The sequence below is a fragment of the Limimaricola sp. genome, from assembly GCF_016125575.1.
In the GTDB taxonomy this organism is placed as follows: domain Bacteria; phylum Pseudomonadota; class Alphaproteobacteria; order Rhodobacterales; family Rhodobacteraceae; genus WGLM01.
Window position 1 is genome coordinate 616,997 of sequence record NZ_WGLM01000004.1, and the last position, 16,953, is coordinate 633,949.

The window sequence follows — 16,953 nt, forward strand, 5'->3', positions numbered from 1 at the left end:
TCAGCCGCGGATCACCTGCGGCTGCGGTGCCAGCGGGTATTCCTGCAGGTTGTCGCCCGGCCCGATCCTGTCAATCACCGCGAAAAGCCCGGGCGCGGCCAGCGGCGTCAGCACCCCGTGCCAGGTATTGCGCAACAGGTTGATGCCCTGTCCCGGCGCGGTCAGGAACGCACGCAGGCGCACCGGCGTGCCCGCGTCATCCTTGGCCACGATGACAAGGAAGGGATCGGCAGTCATCGGGATGAAGGCCTGGCTGCCCAGCGGATGGCGCTCCACGAGGTCGAGGCGGTAGGGAAAGCTGCGCGCCTCGGCCTTGAAGATGGAAATTCCCGCCCGCCCCTCGGGCCCGAAATCCAGCCGGGCGCGGTCGTGATAGCGCCCGCAAAGGCCCGCGTTGATGATCTTGTCAGGGGTGCCCGAGGCATCGAGCACGTCGCCGAAAGGGGCGAAGGCGGCGGCGGTCAGGGGTTCGGTCGTGATGATCATGGGCAGGTCCGGTTGCAGGGCAAGGGGGGCTGTCTGCCCCCCTTGAACCCCCCGAGAGTATTTCCGGCCAGAAGAAGGGACCAGAGGGATTCAGAATGTCAGGGACGCGTGGCGGTTGACGTCCTTGTAAAGGAGGTAGCGGAACGGGCCGTCACCGGTGGCGATGCAGGCCTGCGGGCAGAAGGCGCGCAGCCACATGAAATCGCCGGGGCCGACGCTGTGCCAGCGGTCGTTCAGCAGGTATTCGGCGGTGCCGGTCAGCACGTAGAGGCCATGTTCCATCACGTGGGTTTCGGCAAAGGGGATGCGGCCGCCGGGCTGGAAGGTGACGATGTTGACATGCATGTCATGGCGAAGGTCGGCCGGATCGGCAAAGCGCTGCGTGGCCCAGTCCCGCGTGCCGGGCATGTAGTTCATAGGCGTGTCGGCCTCTTCGGCAAAGATCGGGTCCGGCGGAGGCAGGCCGGGCGCGGCAACGTAGCGTTTGCGCACCCAGTGAAAGCGCAGCGGCGCGGGGCCGGCGTTGCGCAGGCTCCACGGCTGGCCAGGCGGCAGGTAGGTATAGCTGCCGGGGCCGCGCACCTGCGTGCTGCCGGCAGCGGTCAGCGTCATCTGGCCCTCGGCCACGAACAGGCCCGCCTGGGCACCCGGATCGGGTTCGGGGGTGGTGCTGCCACCGCCGGGGGCAACCTCAACGGCATATTGCGCGAAGGTTTCGGCAAAGCCCGACAAGGGGCGCGCGATGATCCAGGCCCGCGTGCCGGTCCAGCCGGGCAGCAGGCTTGCCGTGATGTCGCGCATCGTGCCGGCCGGGATCAGCGCATAGGCGGTGGTGAAGATCGCGCCGTTCGCGACCGGGTCTTCGGCAAGGTCGGGCAGGCCGCCAGGGGGGAAGGCATAAGTCGTCATGGCAGCAGCGCCTTCAGCCGCAGTAGAGCGATGCGTTCGACCTGCGCGCAGGCGGTGGCGAATTCGGTTTCGGTATCCTGCGCCAGCCGTGCTTCGAAGGCGGCGAGGATACCGGCCTTGTCATGGTCGCGCACCGCGATGATGAAGGGAAAGCCGTGCTTTTCAACATAGGCGGTGTTGAGCGCTGTGAACTGCGCGCGTTCGGCATCTGTCAGTGCATCAAGGCCCGCGGCAGCCTGTTCGGCGGTCGACTCGGCCGTCAGACGACGCGCGGCGGCGAGTTTGCCGGCAAGGTCCGGGTGGGCCCTCAACACGCCCAGCCGTTCGTCATGGCTGGCGCTGCGGAACATGCGGGCCAGCGCGTTGTGCAGGCCGGCGGCGGTGTCATGGGCCGGACCAAGCTCCAGCTCCCACGCGCGTTCGGCGATCCAGGGCGAATGTTCGAAGATGCTGCCGAAGGCCGAGACGAAGGCATCGCGGTCCATCGTGCTGGGCCGGGTCTGGCGCACTGGCGGATGGTTGGCCGCCCAGTGCCGGGCGATGTCGATGCGGCGGGCGAACCACGCCCCGTCATGCCCGCGCGCATAGTCGAGGAACCGTTTCAGCCCGGCAATCTTGCCCGGCCGCCCGATCAGCCGGTTGTGCAACCCGATGCTCATCATCTTGGGGCTGCCCGCCATGCCCTCGGCATAAAGCGTGTCGAAGGCGTCGCGCAGGTAGGTGAAGAACTGCTCGCCCTCGATATAGCCAGGCGCGGTGGCAAAGCGCATGTCGTTGGCTTCCAGCGTGTAGGGGATGACCAGCTGGTCCCGCGCGCCGACATGCAGCCAGTAGGGCAGGTCATCGTCATAGGTGTCGGAAATCCAGTCGAACCCGGCCTCGGCGGTCAGCCGCACGGTGTTGGCGCTGCAGCGGCCGGTATACCAGCCGGTCGGGCGGCTGCCCACGACCTCGGAATGCAGGCGGATCGCCTCGGCGATCTGGGCGCGCTCCTCGGCCTCGGGCATATCCTTGTGCTCGACCCATTTCAGGCCGTGGCTGGCAATCTCCCACCCCGCCGCCTTCATCGCCGCGACCTGTTCGGGCGAGCGGGCGAGTGCGGTGGCCACGCCGTAGATCGTCACCGGAATCCCCATGCCGGTGAACAGCCGGTGCAGCCGCCAAAATCCCGCGCGCGCGCCGTAATCGTAGATCGATTCCATGTTCCAGTGCCGTTGCCCCGGCCAGGGCTGGGCGCCGGCGATGTCGGACAGGAACGCCTCGGAGGCGGCATCGCCGTGCAGGATGTTGTTCTCGCCGCCTTCCTCGTAATTCAGGACAAGGCTGATGGCGATCTTGGCGCCGTTCGGCCAGGCCGCATCGGGGATGCGCGGGCCATAGCCGATCATGTTGCGGGGATAACGGTTCATGGCGTTCCTTTCGGGCCGATGCCTCCGTGATAGCGCGGGCTGGCGGGGCTGACTTTCAAGAAAACCGGGAAAGACCTGTCGCGCCTCTGCGGTGTCGCCAAGTCCCGCACAACGCGCCATAGTTGCGCAAACGGAGGGCAGAAGATGGCGCAAGGTTACCTCACGACGCATGTTCTGGATACCGCGCTGGGCAAACCGGCGGCGGGCCTGAAGATCTTGCTCTACCACCTCAGCGGCATGAGCCACCGCAAGATCGCCGAGGCGGTGACCAATGCCGACGGCCGCACCGATGCGCCGATCCTGCCGGAAGGCAAGTTCGCCACTGGCACGTATGAGCTGGTCTTTTGCGCGGGCGATTACCTGCGCGCCACCGGCCAGGCGGGGGCAGAACCGCTGTTTCTGGATGAAGTGCCGATCCGCTTCGGCATGGCCGAGGCCGAGGCGCATTACCATGTGCCCCTGCTGCTTTCGCCCTACGGCTATTCCACCTATCGCGGCAGCTGAAGGCCGCTGGTGGCCTGATCCATATCGGCGCGCATCCGCGCAATGATGAAATCGGTGAACAGCCGGATCTTGGGGTCGCGCAGGCGGCGGTGCTGGGTCAGGCACGAAAGCTGCGTGGGCACCGGCGGCGTCGCGGTGGCGACCGGCACTAGGCGGCCCTCGCGCAGGTGTTCGGCCACCTCGAAAACCGGCTTCATGACAATCCCGTGCCCCTCCAGCGCCCAGGCGGTCAACACGTCGCCATCGTCGGATTCGTAGGGCCCCGTGATGTCAAAGCGTTGCGGCCCCTCGGGCGTCTGCAGCAGCCAGCGAAACTCGGTCGCGCCCGGAAACCGCAAGAGCAGGCAGTCATGTCGGTCGCGCACCAGTGCCGCGCCATCGGCGGGCGCGCCGCGCCGGGCGATATAGGCAGATGCTGCGCACAGGATGCGCGGGCATTCCGCCACTTGCCGCACCTTCAGCGTTGAATCCTCAAGGATGCCCAGGTGAAAGGCCAGGTCCAGCCCCTCGGTCACAACGTCGATTTTGCGGTCTGACAGGCGCAGGCGCACGTCGATCTGCGGATAGGCGGCCTTGAAAGCCGGCACATGCGGCGCGATGAACCGCCGTCCGATGCCAAGGGGCGCCGCGAGAAACACCGTGCCGCGCGGGTTCTGCCCCGTCTGCGCGACCGAGGCCTCGGCCTCGTCGATGGCATCGAGGATCTTGCGCGCGCCCTCGTAGAAGATGCGCCCGTTCTCGGTGGGCTGCAGGCTGCGCGTGGTGCGGTTGAACAGCCGCAGGCCGAGGTGCTTTTCCAGTTCCGCGATTCGCGACGAGGCGACGGCAGGCGAGGTGCGCTGGTCGCGCGCCGCGGCGCTCATGCTGCCCAATTCATAGACACGCACGAACATGCGGATGTTGTTCACATAGGCCATTGCCCGGCGCGCCTTGAAAGTGTTCCCCGATTTGTCGGATTAACAAATAAATGGCGGCCGGTATAGCCTGCCCGCGGACTGACAGGGGACTGCAAGATGTTCGACATGACCGTGCTGATGGAATGGCTGACCTTTGCCGTGCGCTGGACGCATGTCATCACGGCCGTCGCGTGGATCGGGTCGTCCTTCTACTTCATCGCGCTGGACCTCGGCCTGCACCGCGACCGCAACCTTGCCACCGGCGCGGATGGCGAGGAATGGCAGGTGCATGGCGGCGGGTTTTACCATGTGCAGAAATACCTCGTCGCGCCCGCGTCGATGCCCGACGACCTGATCTGGTTCAAATGGGAAAGCTATTTCACCTGGCTCAGCGGCTTTGCCATGCTGTTCCTGGTCTATTACCTCGGCGGTTCGCTGTTTCTGGTCGACCCGTCGGTGCTGGACATCCCCGTCTGGCAGGCGGTTGCCATCTCGCTCGCCTCGCTCGCCTTCGGATGGATCGTCTACGACCAGATCTGCAAAAGCCGGTTTGGCGATGACAACACCCGCCTGATGATCGGCCTCTACGTCATCCTCGTGGGCATGTCCTATTTCTACGTCCACGTCTTTTCGGGCCGCGCGGCGCTGCTGCACCTCGGCGCCTTCACCGCCACCATCATGACCGGCAACGTTTTCTTCATCATCATGCCGAACCAGCGCGTGGTGGTGGCCGACCTGATCGCCGGGCGCAAGCCCGACCCGAAATACGGCAAGATCGCCAAGCAGCGCAGCACGCATAACAACTACCTGACGCTGCCGGTCATCTTCCTTATGCTCAGCAACCACTACCCGCTGGCTTTCGCCACGAAATACAACTGGATCATCGCCAGCCTCGTCTTCCTGATGGGCGTGACGATCCGGCACTATTTCAACACCCGCCACATGCGGAAGGGCAACCCGACCTGGACCTGGGCCGTGACGGCGGTGATCTTCATCATCATCGCTTGGCTTTCGACCGCGCCGGGCGCGCAAAGCGCACAGATCGACGCGATGACGCCCGAGGCCGAACGGTTCGCCGCCGCCCCCGGATTCCAGCAGGTCACCGACATCGTTACGGGCCGCTGCTCGATGTGCCACGCCGCCGAACCGGGCTGGGACGGCATTCTCTGGGCGCCCAAGGGCGTGATGCTGGATACGCCCGCGGCCATCGCCGACCATGCCCGCCAGATCTACATTCAGGCCGGCCTCAGCCACGCAATGCCGCCCGCCAATGTCAGCTACATCGAACCGGCCGAACGCGCGGCCATCGTCGCGTGGTACCAGGCCGCGATGCGGGGCGAGAAGGGCTGACCCCTTCTTTTGGCCGGAAATACTCCGGGGGGAGCGCAAGCGGGGGGCAGCGCCCCCCTCTGGTCGTCATGCAGGGCGCTACCGGCTGAACCGCCACTGCGTGGTTTCGTCATAGACCCCGCCCGCGGGCACCTCGACCGACGGGAAGGCGGGGTTGCTGGTGGCATCGGGCCAATACTGCGCCTCGAAGGCCAGCCCCTCGAACGGGGCCCTGCCGGGCCGGATCGCGTGCCGCCCGTCATAGACCTGCAGGCCGGGGCTGGTCGTGGCCATCGTCAGGCTGACGCCCGATGTCCCGCGCAGCCACATCACGTCGCGCAGCGGCTGGCGCGTGTCGGACAGGCAGTAATTGTTGTCGAAATCGGGGTGGTGGACCGACACCGCCTTGCCTTGCCGCAGGTCCATGTCGGTGCCGGTCACATCCACGATCTGGCCCGTGGGAATGAAATCCCCGGTCGTGGGCAGGTAGCGGTCCGCCGCCACGCGCAGCCAGTGTCCGTCCCAGCGGTCGGTGCCGTCAAGGTTCCAGTAGCTGTGATTGGCGAAGTTCAGGATCGTCGGCGCATCGGTGGTGCAGGTGACTTGCAGCGTCAGCGTGGCGGGCGGCGTCAGCGTGAACCGCGCCGTCACGCGGCGGTTGCCGGGAAACCCGCCCTCGCCATCGGGCAGGTCGAGGGCCAGAACGGCATGGGCCGGGCCCGTCTCGACCACGTCCCAGACCTTCAGCATCGTGCCCGCCGCCCCGCAATGCAGGGTGTGCTGGCCGTCCTGGTTCTTTTCGAAGCCGTGGCGCTGCCCGGCAATCACCGCCTCGCCGCCGGTGATGCGGTTCACCACCGGGCCGATCAGCGCCCCGTGGTAGCGCATCCGCCCCTCGTAATCGGCGACGTCGTCAGAGCCCTGGGTCAGGTCATGCGCGACGCCGTCAAGCCGCACTGACTGGATGATCGCGCCCAGGCTCAGAAGCGCCACCGTCAGCTCGCCCGCCGCCAGCTCGATGCGCTGCACTGCCCGTCCGTCCGCGGTGGTGCCAAAGGGCGTCATGCCAACGGTTCCCAATGCACGCCCGCGGGCGGGATCCGCGTGCCGTTCCACATCTGCGCCTTGGCCGCGTAGTTGAAGACGAAGCGGTGGGTGGCCGTGTCGCGCACGCGCAGCCCGTCGGGCAGCACGCAGGTGGGAATGTCCAGCACGTCGCAGTGATAGCCGATGATGTGGTCGAACGTGTCGTCGTCGGGCCATCCGGCGATATAGCGCAGGCTGTCATTGCCCATGATCGCCGGGCGGCCGTCCTTGGTGGACATGTGCACAGTGGCGCTGCCCTCAAGGTGTTCGAACCAGTGCAGGAAGCGGCCGCCATCGCTGAGCTTGACCTTCGCGCCGGGCGGCAGGCTTTCGGCCAGCGCGACCGTCACGTCGCAATCGGGCAGGCCGGGGCCAAGCGGCACGGGGATGGAAAGCTCGGCCGTCTTGGTGCCGGTGCGCGGCCCGATCAGGGCGATCCCCTTGAAGGCCGCCAGCGCCGCGCGCAGCGGGTCCGACAGGCGCATCAGCCCGGGGGCAAGGACCAGCTTGTAGGCCGACAGATCGGCGCAGTCGGGCGGCAGGATGTCGACGTTCAGACCGGCGCGGCGGCAGGCGCGATAGGCGGCGAAGGCCAACCGCCAGGCATCGAAATCGGCGCCTTGCGGCTGCACTTCCCAGGCCCAGGCGCTTTCATAATCGAAGACCAGCGCAACTTGGGCCCTGCCCGGTTCCACCTCCGGCATCGCCGCCAGTTCACGGGCGACCTGCGTGGCCTCGGCCAAGGCAGGGGCGGGGGCGCTGTCGGGGCGCAGCAGCCCTGCGTGCATCTGCTCCTGCGCAAAGGGCGCCTGCCGCCAGCGGAAGTAGCTGACGCATTCCGCGCCATGCGCGAAAGCTTCCCACGCCCAGAGGCGGGCCATGCCGGGCAGCGGCGCGGGGTTCCACGGTGCCCAGTTCACCGGGCCGGGCTGCTGTTCCATCACCCACCAGCGGCCACGCCCGACGGCACGGTAAAGGTCGTGGTGAAACGCCTGATTGTCGGGGTCGCCCTGGCGCAGGAAATCCAGTTTGCGGCCCGCGTCATTCTCGATCCGGTCCGACAGGAACCCGATCGGGTAGCTGTCCCAAGCCGCGATATCGAGGTCGGCGCCCACCTTCCAGTGATCGAAGCTGGTCACCCGGCCCATGTAGTTGTGCAGGATCGGCGCGGTGGAGTGCTTGCGGATCTCGTCCACCTGCACCTTGTTGAAGAGAACGACCATGTCCGAGGAATAGCGGCGGAAGGCCAGCCAATGCGCCGGGTTGGCCTCGGTTACGGTCAGGTTTGGCAGGCCGATCTGGCTGAAATCGTCATACTCCATCGACCAGAACACGTTGCCCCAAGCGCGGTTCAGCGCGTCAGGGGACTGGTAGGTCTGCGCCAACCAGTCCTGAAACCCGCGCCTGGCCGCCTCGGAAAAGCTCAGCGTCGTGTCATGGCAATCGTATTCATTGTCGGTCTGCCACGCGGCGACATGGGGGTTCTTGCCATAGCGTTCGGCCAGCAGCCGGGTGATGCGCCGGCTTTCCTCGCGGTAGCCGGCATGGCTGAAATCGTAATGCCGGCGCGAGCCGAAGCCGCGCACCCGGCCCTGCCCATCGACCGGCAGCATGTCGGGATGCTTGTCGATCATCCAGCGCGGCGGCGTTGCGGTGGGTGTGCCCAGCACCACCCTCAGGCCGGCCGCACCCAGCGTCTCGATCGCGCGGTCCAGCCAGTCGAAGCGCAGGTCACCCGGGCTGGGTTCCAGCCGCGACCACGCAAATTCGCCGATCCGCACCCAGGTGATGCCGGTCTCGGCCATGCGGGCGGCATCTTCGGCCCAGGTCTCGTCCGGCCAGTGTTCGGGGTAGTAGCAGACGCCAAGCGTGCGTTTCATGGGGCGGGCCTTTTCAGGAATTTGGGTCAGGATGAAGCAGCGCGCGCCGCGTCACAAGATGACGCGCGGCTCCGGGCGGCCGACGATGTCGGTCTCGGCGGCGAAAAGCTTGCCGGCGTCGGGCGCGGGCGGGTCCAGCCCCTCGGCGGCCGTGGTGCAAAAAAGCGTCGTGAGGTCGGGACCGCCCAGCGCCGGGCAGGAGGTTTGCGCCGCGCCGAAGGCAATGGCGCGCAGAAAACGGCCATCGGGCGTGTAGCCCGCCACGCGGCCCGCGCCCCATTGCGCGTTCCAGATATTGCCCGCGGCATCGGTAATGGCGCCATCGGGGTGCAGCCCGTCCGGCGCAAGGTCGATCAGCACGACGGGGTCGCCCTTGGGCCAGCCGTCGTCATCCAGCGGCACCGTCATGATCTGCGCCTTGGCGGTGTCGGTGAAATAGGCGCGGCGGCCATCGGGGGCAAAGCAGATGGCGTTGGGAATGGTCAGCCGGTCAAACATCCGGCGCACCTCGCCCCGGTAGTAGCGATAGATCGCACCGATCGCTTGGCGCGGCGGCGCGATCTGCATCGTGCCGATCCAGAACCCGCCCTGCGGGTCGGCCCGGCCGTCATTCGACCGCGTCAGCGGGTTGTCGGCCTCGATCGCTGCCACCGGCTCTGACCCGCCCGTGGCGATGTCGAAAAGGTGCAGCCCGTCCTGCGCGGCGATCAGCAGGTGGTCGCGGTCGACCCAGCCCGCGGCCGAGACATAGCCGGGAAAGGCCCATTCCCGCCCCTTGGCCAGCAGGCGGCGCCCCATGATGTCGAACCAGAACAGCTCGCCCCGCTCCGGGTGCCAGAGCGGCCCTTCGCCCAGTTCGCAGACGCGCGCATCGGCAATCATGGCTTGGCCGCGTCAAAGGCCGCGACCATGTCGCGCGCGCGCGCTGCGACATCGGCCACCGACATCCCCGGCTTGTAAAGGGCCGAGCCGATGCCGAAGCCATCCGCGCTGGCGGCCATCCACTGGCCAAAGTTCTCGGGCCCCGCGCCGCCCACGGCATAGACCTGCGTGCCGGGCGGCAGCACCGCGCGGATCGCGCGCAGCCCGTCGGGGCCGAGCAGGCTGGCCGGAAAAATCTTCAGCCCGTCCGCCCCGGCCTTCAGCGCGGCGAAACATTCGGTCGGCGTCATCACGCCGGGCCAGCTTTGCATGCCCGCGGCCTTGGTCGCCACGATGACGCGCTGGTCGCAGTTGGGCGACACGATCAGCTTGCCGCCCAACTGCGCGACCCGGCCCACATCCTCGGGCGACAGCACCGTGCCCGCACCGATCAGCGCGTCCTGCCCATGCGCCGCGGCCATGGCGCGGATACTGTCGAACGGATCGGGCGAGTTCAGGGGCACCTCGATCCGGGTGATCCCGGCCGCGATCAGCGCGGCGCAGACCGGCACGGCCTCGACCGGGGTGATCCCGCGCAGGATGGCGATTAGGGGTCGGGACATGGGTTATCCTTTCAGGCGGCGCCAGGCCGCGGTCAGGCCGGCCAGCGTTACCGCCTCGCCCACGGCCTGCGTGGCATGGACGGAATGCGCGGCCAGCGCGCGGACGTAAAGGCCCGCAACGGCGCCCTCGCCGATGACGGCCACGTTCTGGCCCAGCCAGTAGGGTTTCGCGGCGGCCAGTTCCGCCCCGATCAGCAGGCCCGACAGGCGCGCGCGCGCCACCTGCGGGGACAGATCGTTCAACAGCGCCTCGGCCCGCAGCGCAAAGAACCGCGCCGCCAGCCGTTCCGGGCGCGAAAATCCTTCGTCGAGGCCCTGGGCAAAGCCGTCTTCGTCCCAGCCGCTGGCCGCCACCGAATGGCGCAGCACCGTCTGACCGGCGAGGGTGGCGAACAGCTCGCCCGTCATGAAGGTCTGGAAACTGACAACCTCGCCCGCGCTGACATGGGCCCATTTGCAATGCGTGCCGGGATGGCACAGCACGCCGTCCCATCCGGGGTTGAGCGCGAGGAACCCTGCAATCTGCGTTTCCTCGCCGCGCATGACGTCGGCAGGCGCGGTCTGTTTCAGGCCGGGAATGATGTGAACGTTCAGGTCCGGCAACGTCGTCGGCGCGCGGGTCAGCCCCTGCGGCAGCGGCGGGCAGGGCACGGCCACGTAAGGTGCCTCGGTCCAGCCCTGCCGCGAGCCGACCATACCGCAGGCCACCACGGTCACGGGCCCCGCGGCCCAGCCGCCGACCAGCCGCGACAGGGCAGGCTCGAAGCCGTCACGGCCTAGCCGCCCCATGCCATCGTCCGATTGCGCGCGCGCCAGCACGGTGCCGCCCTGCACCGCCCAGGCGCGCAGATGCGTCGTACCCCAGTCGACGGCGATCCATTCAATACCGGGAACGGGTGTTTGCATCAGCCCGTCACCACCACGCCCGCGTCGATGACCAGCGTCTGTCCGGTTATCATCCGGCTGGCATCGGAGGCGAGGAACAGCGCGCCGCCCACCACGTCCTCGGGCTGCATCATTTCCTTCAGGCACTGGCGTTCCATGAAGGCGCGCACGCCTTCCTCCGTCACCCAAAGCCGTTTCTGCTTCTCGGTCATCACCCAGCCGGGGGCGAGCGCGTTGACGCGGATGCCGCGCGGCCCCAGTTCCCGCGCAAGGCTGCGGGTCAGGCCCATGATGCCGGCATTGGCGGCGACATAGGGCGACAGAAGTTCGGACCCGATCATGTAGCTGGTCGAAGAAAAGTTCACGATCACCCCGCCGGTTTCCATCAGCGCTGCGGCTTTCTGGCAGGCGAAGAAGTAGGATTTCAGGTTGATCGCCTGCATCGCGTCCCAGTCGGCCTCGGTCACTTCGGCCACCGGGAATCGCTGGTCGTTGGCGGCGTCGTTGACCAGCACCTTCAGCGGGCCGTGTTCGGCCACGGCGCGGTCCATCGCGGCGGTCAGCACGGCGGTATCGGTGATGTCGCCCCGGATGAAGAGGGGGCGGTTGCCATGCGCGGCCTCCAGCCGGTCGGCCAGCGCGGTGCCGTCCAGCAGGTCGATCACCGTCAGCCGGGCGCCCTGCCTGACGAAGCCCTCGGTCAGCGCCGCGCCGATGCCGCTGGCGCCGCCAGTGAGGAAAACGCAGGCGCCGTTCAGGTCAGGGAAAATGGCGGAGGTCATGACAGCACCTTGGGTCTATGTCCGCCAAAGCAGTGCAGCGAGAGGCTTGGGACGGACGGCATTACAGGCGCTCTCCTTCCAGCACCCACATGGTTGCGGGCCATGCGACCGGCAGGGTCAGCCCGCCCGACATCAGCGCCCGACCGCTAAGCATCAGTGGGCCTGATTTCAGCGCAACGGGTCCGCGGCTGTGCCGCGGGGCATCCTCGGGATTGCGCAGCGTTATGCGGTAGCGCGCGGCAGGGTCAAGCCCGGCCAGGCGCAAGGGGCGCGGCAGGATTTGCGCCGAGGCGGTGGCCTGTCCCGCAAAAACAACAAAGCGCGCGCCATCTGCGGCCAGCTGCATTTCCGCGGTCACCGTGGGATCTGCAGAATCGAGCCGCAAAATGTCGGCCTGCCGCATCCAGCCGCGATTGGCCTTCCACCACGCCGTGACGCTGGCAAGCGTCTTGGCTTCAGCCTCGTCCAGTTCGCGCAGGTCCATCTCGAAGCCCATGTGCCGCTGCGCAGCGACCCAGGCTCGGAAGGCCATCGGCAGGACCCTGCCCGACGTGTGCGACTTGCGCGGTCCGACATGGCTGCCGGTGACGGCGGCGGGCAGGAACAGCGCCGCGTCGTGCTGGATGCGCAGGCGCTCCAGTGCGTCGTTGCTGTCGGACAGCCAGACCCGCTGGGTATGCCCGAGGATGCCTGCGTCGATCCGGCCACCGCCCGAGGCGCAACTTTCGATCTCGACCTGCGGAAACTCGGCCCGCAGGCGGGCCAGCAGCGCATAGGTGCCCCAGGTCTGCGCGGCATCCGCGATGGGCAACAGGCGGTTATGGTCCCATTTGACATAATCTATGTCATTTGTAGCAAGTATATGTGCGATCTTGCCGTGAAGGTAATCGCGCACCTCGGGCCGGGCCATGTCCAGCACCATCTGGTGACGGCCAAGAACCTGGTCGGCCGGGCCAAGTGCCCAGTCGGGATGCGCGCGGTAGAGTGCGCTGTCGGGGTTGACCATCTCGGGCTCGAACCAGAGGCCGAAGGTCATGCCGAGGCCGTTGACGTGGTCGATCAGCGGGGTCAGCCCCTCGGGCCACTTGCGCCGGTCGATGTCCCAGTCGCCCAGGCTGGACAGGTCGTTGTCACGCCGCCCGAACCAGCCATCGTCGAGGACAAAGCGTTCGGCGCCCAGTGCGGCGGCGCGGTCGGCGATCGCCTTCAGGGCGCCGATCTCGTGGTCGAAATAGACTGCTTCCCAGCAGTTGTAATGCACCGGGCGGGGCCGATCGGGATGCGGCCACGTCACCACATGGTCGCGGATGTGGCGCTGCATTGCGACGCCAAGGCCGTTCAGCCCGCCTTCGGACCACGACAGCAGCAGCGGCGCCGTGGCAAAGCTGGTGTCCTCCTGCAGGGTGCCACTGGCATGGCCCCATTGCAGCTGCCGCCGCCCGTCGGGCAGTTCCTCGGCCACCATGCGGTGGCCGCCGGACCAGGCGTAGTGCATGCCGTGCGCCGCGCCGTGCGTGTTGGTCGTCCCGGTTTCAAGCAGGATCGCGTAGGGCGGGTGTTCGTGTCCCGAGCGCCCGGTGCGCGCCTCGCGCAGGCGGATGCCGGGGGCCCATGGCACGGCGTTGATCTGGAACTCGCCAATCCAGCGCCCCGAAACATCGAGGATCGTGTCGGCGGCCTGTGGCCCGGGCAGGACCGGCGCGGCCAGCCAGTCGACTTCAACCGGGTCCGCCGCGGTCAGTGTGGTCGTCGCGGCGATGATGCCGTCGGGCGTGGGCGTGAAGGTGAAGGTCAGCGTCAGGTCATGCGTGGCCTCGCGCGCCACCAGTTGCAGACCGCCGGGCAGGGGCACCTCGTGAGACTCGGCAAAGCGGGTTTGCAGCGGCAGACCGCCGCGCCGCGCAATCAGACCGGGCTGCCCCGCCCAGCCTTGCCCCGCTTCGGGGCAAAGCGACAGCGGCGGCAGCGCATCAAGCATTCCACCCGTGATGTCGGACTGCGAGGCGCGCGCAAGCTCCGCCAGATTCTCGTCCGCGGGCAGGCGCGCACCCCAGTGGATGCAGACCGGCAATGCACCATCCACGGCGGCGAGGGCCAGTGTCTGGCCTCCGGCATCGACACGCCACGTCTGGATCATTTCACGGCGCCCAGCGTCAGGCCGGCAATGAAGTGCCGCTGCATCAAGAAGAACATCGCCACCGGCGGAAGCGCCGCGATGATCGACCCGGCCGAAACCAGTTGCCACGCGGCGATCCACTGACCGTTCAGCGACGACAGGCCTGCCGTCACCGGCTGCGTGCTGGCCGACGTCGTCAGCACCGTGGCCCAGAAGAAATCATTCCAGATGAAGGTGAAGACAAGCACCGAAAGCGCGGCGATGGCGGGCCGCATCAGCGGTACGACGATGTACCAGAAGATGCGCCATTCCGCGACGCCCTCGACCCGGGCCGCTTCAATCAGTTCCCGCGGCAGTGCTGCGATAAAATTGCGCATGAAAAGGGTGCAGAAACCGGTCTGGAAAGCAATATGGAACAGCGCAAGGCCCGCCGTCGTGTTGTAAAGCCCCATGCCAAATGTCAGGTCGCGCACCGGGACCATCAGAATCTGGAACGGCACGAAGTTGCCCGCGACGAACAGAAAGAAGATCAGCAGGTTGCCGCGGAAGCGGTAGATGCCCAGCGCAAATCCCGTCATGCAGGACAACGCGACGGTGCCGATCACCGTCGGGATCGTCACCTTGAACGAGTTGAAGATGTAGCGGCCAATTGGCGAGTTCTGGAAGATCTCGACGTAGTTGTGCCAAGCGAAGTAGGAGGGCATGCCAAAATAGTTGCCCTGCGCAAGGTCCGAGGCCGGGCGGACAGAGGTCATCGCCACGCCCAGAAGCGGGAAGAGCCAAAGGAACAGCGCCACCGGCAACGCGATCTGGTAGATTACGCGCGTTGCGGGCGTGCTTTGCTGGATCGGACGGGGGAACATCAGCGGTTACCTCTCTCGTCGCGGACCATCTTCCAGATGAAGCCCGAGATGAAGACCATCATGATGGCGAACAGCACCACCGCGATGGCCGCGCCATAGCCCATGCGATAGCCGTATTCGCTCAGGGCCTGTTCATACATGTAGTAGGACAGCACGCGGGTGGAGCCGAAGGGGCCGCCCTTGGTCATGATCGAAACGAGGTCGAAGCTGCGTAGCGCGCCGATCACCGTCACCACGACGGCGATGAAGGTAGCGGGGCGTAGCTGTGGCAAGATGACATACCACAGCATCTTCAGTCCTTTCGCGCCGTCCAGACGGGCCGCCTCGATCTGGTCGGGGGCAACGTTGTTCAGGCCGGTGAGGTAGAGGATCATGCAATACGCGATTTGCGGCCAAAGGCCGGCGGCGATGATGCCGTAGGTGGCCAGCACCGGGTCGGCCAGAATGGCGACCCCCTTGCCGGTGAAGAACTCGATCACCGAATAGAGCAGGCCAAAATTGGGGGCGTAGAACCAGCTGAAAATCAGCCCCACGACGACCTGACTGATCACGAAGGGGAAGAAGAACAGCGACTTGTAGATGCGGATCCCGCGCACCGTCTGGTTCAGAAAGATCGCGATGCCAAGACCCAGCGGAACCGCCAGCAGGTAGAGGATCAGCCACAGAACGTTGTTGTAAAGCGAGGTCTTGAACGCCGGATCGCTGAACAGTTCTTGGTAGTTGGCAAGGCCCAGCCAGACCTTGGTGCCCAGGCCGTCATACTTGAAGAAGGACAGGCGGAAACTCGCAATGATCGGGTAGATCACGTAAAGGCCGAACATGAACATGCCGGGCGCAAGAAACAGCCATGGCGTGGCACGTTGCTGGTTCGACCGCCACCAGGACTTCTGCGGGGGTTCGGGTTCGCTCATCGCAAGGGTCATCGTCGCGCTCTCCCTGATCGGCCTCCGGCGGGCCGGAGGAGGCTGCGGGACGACCTTAGGCGCCCCGAAGAGGAAGCGCGGCGGCCAGGTGACCGGCCGCCGCGCAGTGTCGCGTGTTTACTGCTTGTAGATGCGCTGACGCGCGGCTTCGAGACGGGTCAGGATCGCGTCCAGGTGATCGGGGTAGATCATGAATTCCTGGAAGCCTTCCATGCCGATCTTGGCCATTTCCGCCGGGGCGTCACGGTCGAAGAACTGCGCGATACCGCCCTTGGTCGAGGACAGCAGGTCGAAGCCGGCCTTCAGGAAGGGATCGGCCTCGTCCACCGTCGCGGCCGAGTTGATCGGCAGCTGGCCGACGGCGGCGTTCCACTTGGTCTGCGCTTCTGCCGAGGCGATGTAGGCGAGGAACACCTTGGCATCTGCCGGGTCTTTCGCACCCGCCGGGATGTGCACGGTGTCGGTCGGCGCTTCTTCGGCACGCACGACGTCAGGATTGATCGTCGGGAAGGGCATGAAGCCCAGCGTGTCGTTGGTCATGCCGCCCTGCTTGAACACGCCCACGGCGAAGTTGCCCATGACGTAGTTGGCAGCCTTGCCCTGCACGAAGAGCGCGGCGGCATCCTGCCAGTCAAGCGCGGCAGCGTTGGCCGTGGTGTAGGGCACGAGCTTGGCCCATTCCGCGAAGACCTTGCGCACGCCATCATCTGTCCACGGGATTTCGCCCGAGGTCAGCTTCATGTGGTAGTCGTAACCGTTGGTGCGCAGATCGAGATAGTCGAAAATCCCCGCAGCCGGCCACAGCGCCGAGGTGCCGGTGGTCAGACAGTCGATACCCTTGGCCTTGAACAGCTCGCAATTGGCGATGAATTCATCCCAGTTGGTCGGAACCTTCGCGCCTGCTTCCGCGTAGGCGGATTTGTTGTAGTAAATCCCCCACTGGTAGTAGGTATAGGGCACGCCCCACTGTTTGCCGTCGATGGTCATCGAGGGCATGGCCGAGGCCAGCGACTGATCGAGGTTGTTGTCTTTCCAGACGTCCGAGACATCCATGAACTGCCCCGACTTGACGAAGGGCGCCATGCGGTTGCCCGCATACCAGTTCGCAAGATCCGGCGAATCGGTCGTCAGGAAGTTGCGGATGGCGGTCTTGTAGCCCTCGTGGTCGAAGTTCTGCAGTTCGACCTTGATGTCAGGATGCTGGGCTTCGAAATCGGCGATCAGGGCCTGCATGGCGGCCAGCGGGATCGGGTCATAGTCCGAGTAATACTTGATGGTGCGCACTTCGGCATGCGCGGCGCCGGCGATCAGGCCAAGCGCGAGCGCAAGGCTTGCGCCCTTCTTCAGATGCAACATGGTGTCCTCCCTCGGTTGCGTCAAAACAATCGTTCCACTATTTGA

16 protein-coding genes are annotated in these 16,953 nt (G+C 66.4%); 2 read left to right on the forward strand and 14 right to left on the reverse strand.

The window, feature by feature from the left end; genetic code table 11:
- The 3 genes from GC146_RS09990 to puuE form a co-directional block, all read right to left on the reverse strand.
- Positions 1–486, reverse strand: a complete 486-nt coding sequence (locus GC146_RS09990; RefSeq protein WP_291837610.1) for an ureidoglycolate lyase — start codon at positions 484–486, stop codon at positions 1–3.
- A 90-nt stretch (positions 487–576) separates the two neighbouring features.
- A complete protein-coding gene (locus tag GC146_RS09995; RefSeq protein WP_291837612.1) occupies positions 577–1,395 on the reverse strand; it encodes a bifunctional allantoicase/(S)-ureidoglycine aminohydrolase in 819 nt (272 codons plus the stop codon).
- Positions 1,392–2,804, reverse strand: a complete 1,413-nt coding sequence (gene puuE / locus GC146_RS10000) for an allantoinase PuuE (protein WP_291837615.1) — start codon at positions 2,802–2,804, stop codon at positions 1,392–1,394. The genes GC146_RS09995 and puuE overlap by 4 nt, the downstream gene beginning before the upstream one ends.
- A 144-nt stretch (positions 2,805–2,948) precedes the next feature.
- On the opposite strand from puuE, the gene uraH reads away from it, so the two are divergent.
- On the forward strand, positions 2,949–3,308 hold the full coding sequence (gene uraH, locus GC146_RS10005; RefSeq protein WP_291837619.1) for a hydroxyisourate hydrolase: 360 nt from the start codon (positions 2,949–2,951) through the stop codon (positions 3,306–3,308).
- Here uraH and GC146_RS10010 read toward each other — a convergent pair.
- Positions 3,293–4,225, reverse strand: a complete 933-nt coding sequence (locus GC146_RS10010; protein WP_291837622.1) for a LysR family transcriptional regulator — start codon at positions 4,223–4,225, stop codon at positions 3,293–3,295. The two genes, uraH and GC146_RS10010, sit on opposite strands and share 16 nt — an antisense overlap.
- Positions 4,226–4,321: 96 nt before the next feature.
- Here GC146_RS10010 and GC146_RS10015 point away from each other — a divergent pair, with 96 nt between their 5' ends.
- Positions 4,322–5,554 carry a urate hydroxylase PuuD gene (locus GC146_RS10015; protein WP_291837625.1) on the forward strand — a complete coding sequence of 411 codons (1,233 nt, stop codon included), beginning with the start codon at positions 4,322–4,324 and terminating at the stop codon, positions 5,552–5,554.
- 78 nt (positions 5,555–5,632) lie between these two features.
- On the opposite strand, the gene GC146_RS10020 is transcribed toward GC146_RS10015, so the two are convergent.
- The 10 genes from GC146_RS10020 to GC146_RS10065 all read right to left on the reverse strand — a co-directional run bounded on the left by GC146_RS10020 (position 5,633) and on the right by GC146_RS10065 (position 16,908).
- The gene (locus GC146_RS10020; protein ID WP_291837628.1) at positions 5,633–6,598 is read right to left on the reverse strand and encodes an aldose epimerase family protein; all 966 of its coding nucleotides are present in this window, start codon (positions 6,596–6,598) and stop codon (positions 5,633–5,635) included.
- On the reverse strand, positions 6,595–8,499 hold the full coding sequence (locus GC146_RS10025) for a beta-galactosidase (protein ID WP_291837631.1): 1,905 nt from the start codon (positions 8,497–8,499) through the stop codon (positions 6,595–6,597). Before GC146_RS10025 ends, GC146_RS10020 begins: the two co-directional genes overlap by 4 nt.
- Positions 8,500–8,550: 51 nt before the next feature.
- Positions 8,551–9,381, reverse strand: a complete 831-nt coding sequence (locus tag GC146_RS10030) for an SMP-30/gluconolactonase/LRE family protein (RefSeq protein WP_291837634.1) — start codon at positions 9,379–9,381, stop codon at positions 8,551–8,553.
- Positions 9,378–9,983, reverse strand: coding sequence for a 2-dehydro-3-deoxy-6-phosphogalactonate aldolase (locus GC146_RS10035; protein WP_291837637.1), 606 nt, complete (start codon positions 9,981–9,983; stop codon positions 9,378–9,380). Before GC146_RS10035 ends, GC146_RS10030 begins: the two co-directional genes overlap by 4 nt.
- Positions 9,984–9,986: 3 nt before the next feature.
- Positions 9,987–10,889 (reverse strand): 2-dehydro-3-deoxygalactonokinase, encoded by a 903-nt coding sequence (locus GC146_RS10040; protein WP_291837639.1) that lies wholly within the window; start codon positions 10,887–10,889, stop codon positions 9,987–9,989.
- Positions 10,889–11,650, reverse strand: a complete 762-nt coding sequence (locus GC146_RS10045; RefSeq protein WP_291837642.1) for an SDR family oxidoreductase — start codon at positions 11,648–11,650, stop codon at positions 10,889–10,891. The genes GC146_RS10040 and GC146_RS10045 overlap by 1 nt, the downstream gene beginning before the upstream one ends.
- Before the next feature lie 61 nt (positions 11,651–11,711).
- Entirely contained in the window at positions 11,712–13,787 is a 2,076-nt protein-coding gene (locus GC146_RS10050; protein ID WP_291837645.1) for an alpha-galactosidase, read from the reverse strand.
- The gene (locus GC146_RS10055; protein ID WP_291837647.1) at positions 13,784–14,629 is read right to left on the reverse strand and encodes a carbohydrate ABC transporter permease; all 846 of its coding nucleotides are present in this window, start codon (positions 14,627–14,629) and stop codon (positions 13,784–13,786) included. Before GC146_RS10055 ends, GC146_RS10050 begins: the two co-directional genes overlap by 4 nt.
- Positions 14,629–15,552, reverse strand: a complete 924-nt coding sequence (locus GC146_RS10060) for a sugar ABC transporter permease (RefSeq protein WP_291837650.1) — start codon at positions 15,550–15,552, stop codon at positions 14,629–14,631. The genes GC146_RS10055 and GC146_RS10060 overlap by 1 nt, the downstream gene beginning before the upstream one ends.
- Before the next feature lie 117 nt (positions 15,553–15,669).
- Complete coding sequence (locus GC146_RS10065) at positions 15,670–16,908, reverse strand: extracellular solute-binding protein (protein ID WP_291837653.1); 1,239 nt, start codon at positions 16,906–16,908, stop codon at positions 15,670–15,672.
- Between the last annotated feature and the right edge of the window lie 45 nt (positions 16,909–16,953).

Excerpts from the sequence above, each read along its gene's own strand:
- GC146_RS09990 (WP_291837610.1), bottom strand. The coding sequence starts at position 486 with ATGATCATCACGACCGAACCCCTGACCGCCGCCGCCTTCGCCCCTTTC.
- GC146_RS09995 (WP_291837612.1), bottom strand. The coding sequence starts at position 1,395 with ATGACGACTTATGCCTTCCCCCCTGGCGGCCTGCCCGACCTTGCCGAA.
- puuE (WP_291837615.1), bottom strand. The coding sequence starts at position 2,804 with ATGAACCGTTATCCCCGCAACATGATCGGCTATGGCCCGCGCATCCCC.
- uraH (WP_291837619.1), top strand. The coding sequence starts at position 2,949 with ATGGCGCAAGGTTACCTCACGACGCATGTTCTGGATACCGCGCTGGGC.
- GC146_RS10010 (WP_291837622.1), bottom strand. The coding sequence starts at position 4,225 with ATGGCCTATGTGAACAACATCCGCATGTTCGTGCGTGTCTATGAATTG.
- GC146_RS10015 (WP_291837625.1), top strand. The coding sequence starts at position 4,322 with ATGTTCGACATGACCGTGCTGATGGAATGGCTGACCTTTGCCGTGCGC.
- GC146_RS10020 (WP_291837628.1), bottom strand. The coding sequence starts at position 6,598 with ATGACGCCCTTTGGCACCACCGCGGACGGACGGGCAGTGCAGCGCATC.
- GC146_RS10025 (WP_291837631.1), bottom strand. The coding sequence starts at position 8,499 with ATGAAACGCACGCTTGGCGTCTGCTACTACCCCGAACACTGGCCGGAC.
- GC146_RS10030 (WP_291837634.1), bottom strand. The coding sequence starts at position 9,381 with ATGATTGCCGATGCGCGCGTCTGCGAACTGGGCGAAGGGCCGCTCTGG.
- GC146_RS10035 (WP_291837637.1), bottom strand. The coding sequence starts at position 9,983 with ATGTCCCGACCCCTAATCGCCATCCTGCGCGGGATCACCCCGGTCGAG.
- GC146_RS10040 (WP_291837639.1), bottom strand. The coding sequence starts at position 10,889 with ATGCAAACACCCGTTCCCGGTATTGAATGGATCGCCGTCGACTGGGGT.
- GC146_RS10045 (WP_291837642.1), bottom strand. The coding sequence starts at position 11,650 with ATGACCTCCGCCATTTTCCCTGACCTGAACGGCGCCTGCGTTTTCCTC.
- GC146_RS10050 (WP_291837645.1), bottom strand. The coding sequence starts at position 13,787 with ATGATCCAGACGTGGCGTGTCGATGCCGGAGGCCAGACACTGGCCCTC.
- GC146_RS10055 (WP_291837647.1), bottom strand. The coding sequence starts at position 14,629 with ATGTTCCCCCGTCCGATCCAGCAAAGCACGCCCGCAACGCGCGTAATC.
- GC146_RS10060 (WP_291837650.1), bottom strand. The coding sequence starts at position 15,552 with ATGACCCTTGCGATGAGCGAACCCGAACCCCCGCAGAAGTCCTGGTGG.
- GC146_RS10065 (WP_291837653.1), bottom strand. The coding sequence starts at position 16,908 with ATGTTGCATCTGAAGAAGGGCGCAAGCCTTGCGCTCGCGCTTGGCCTG.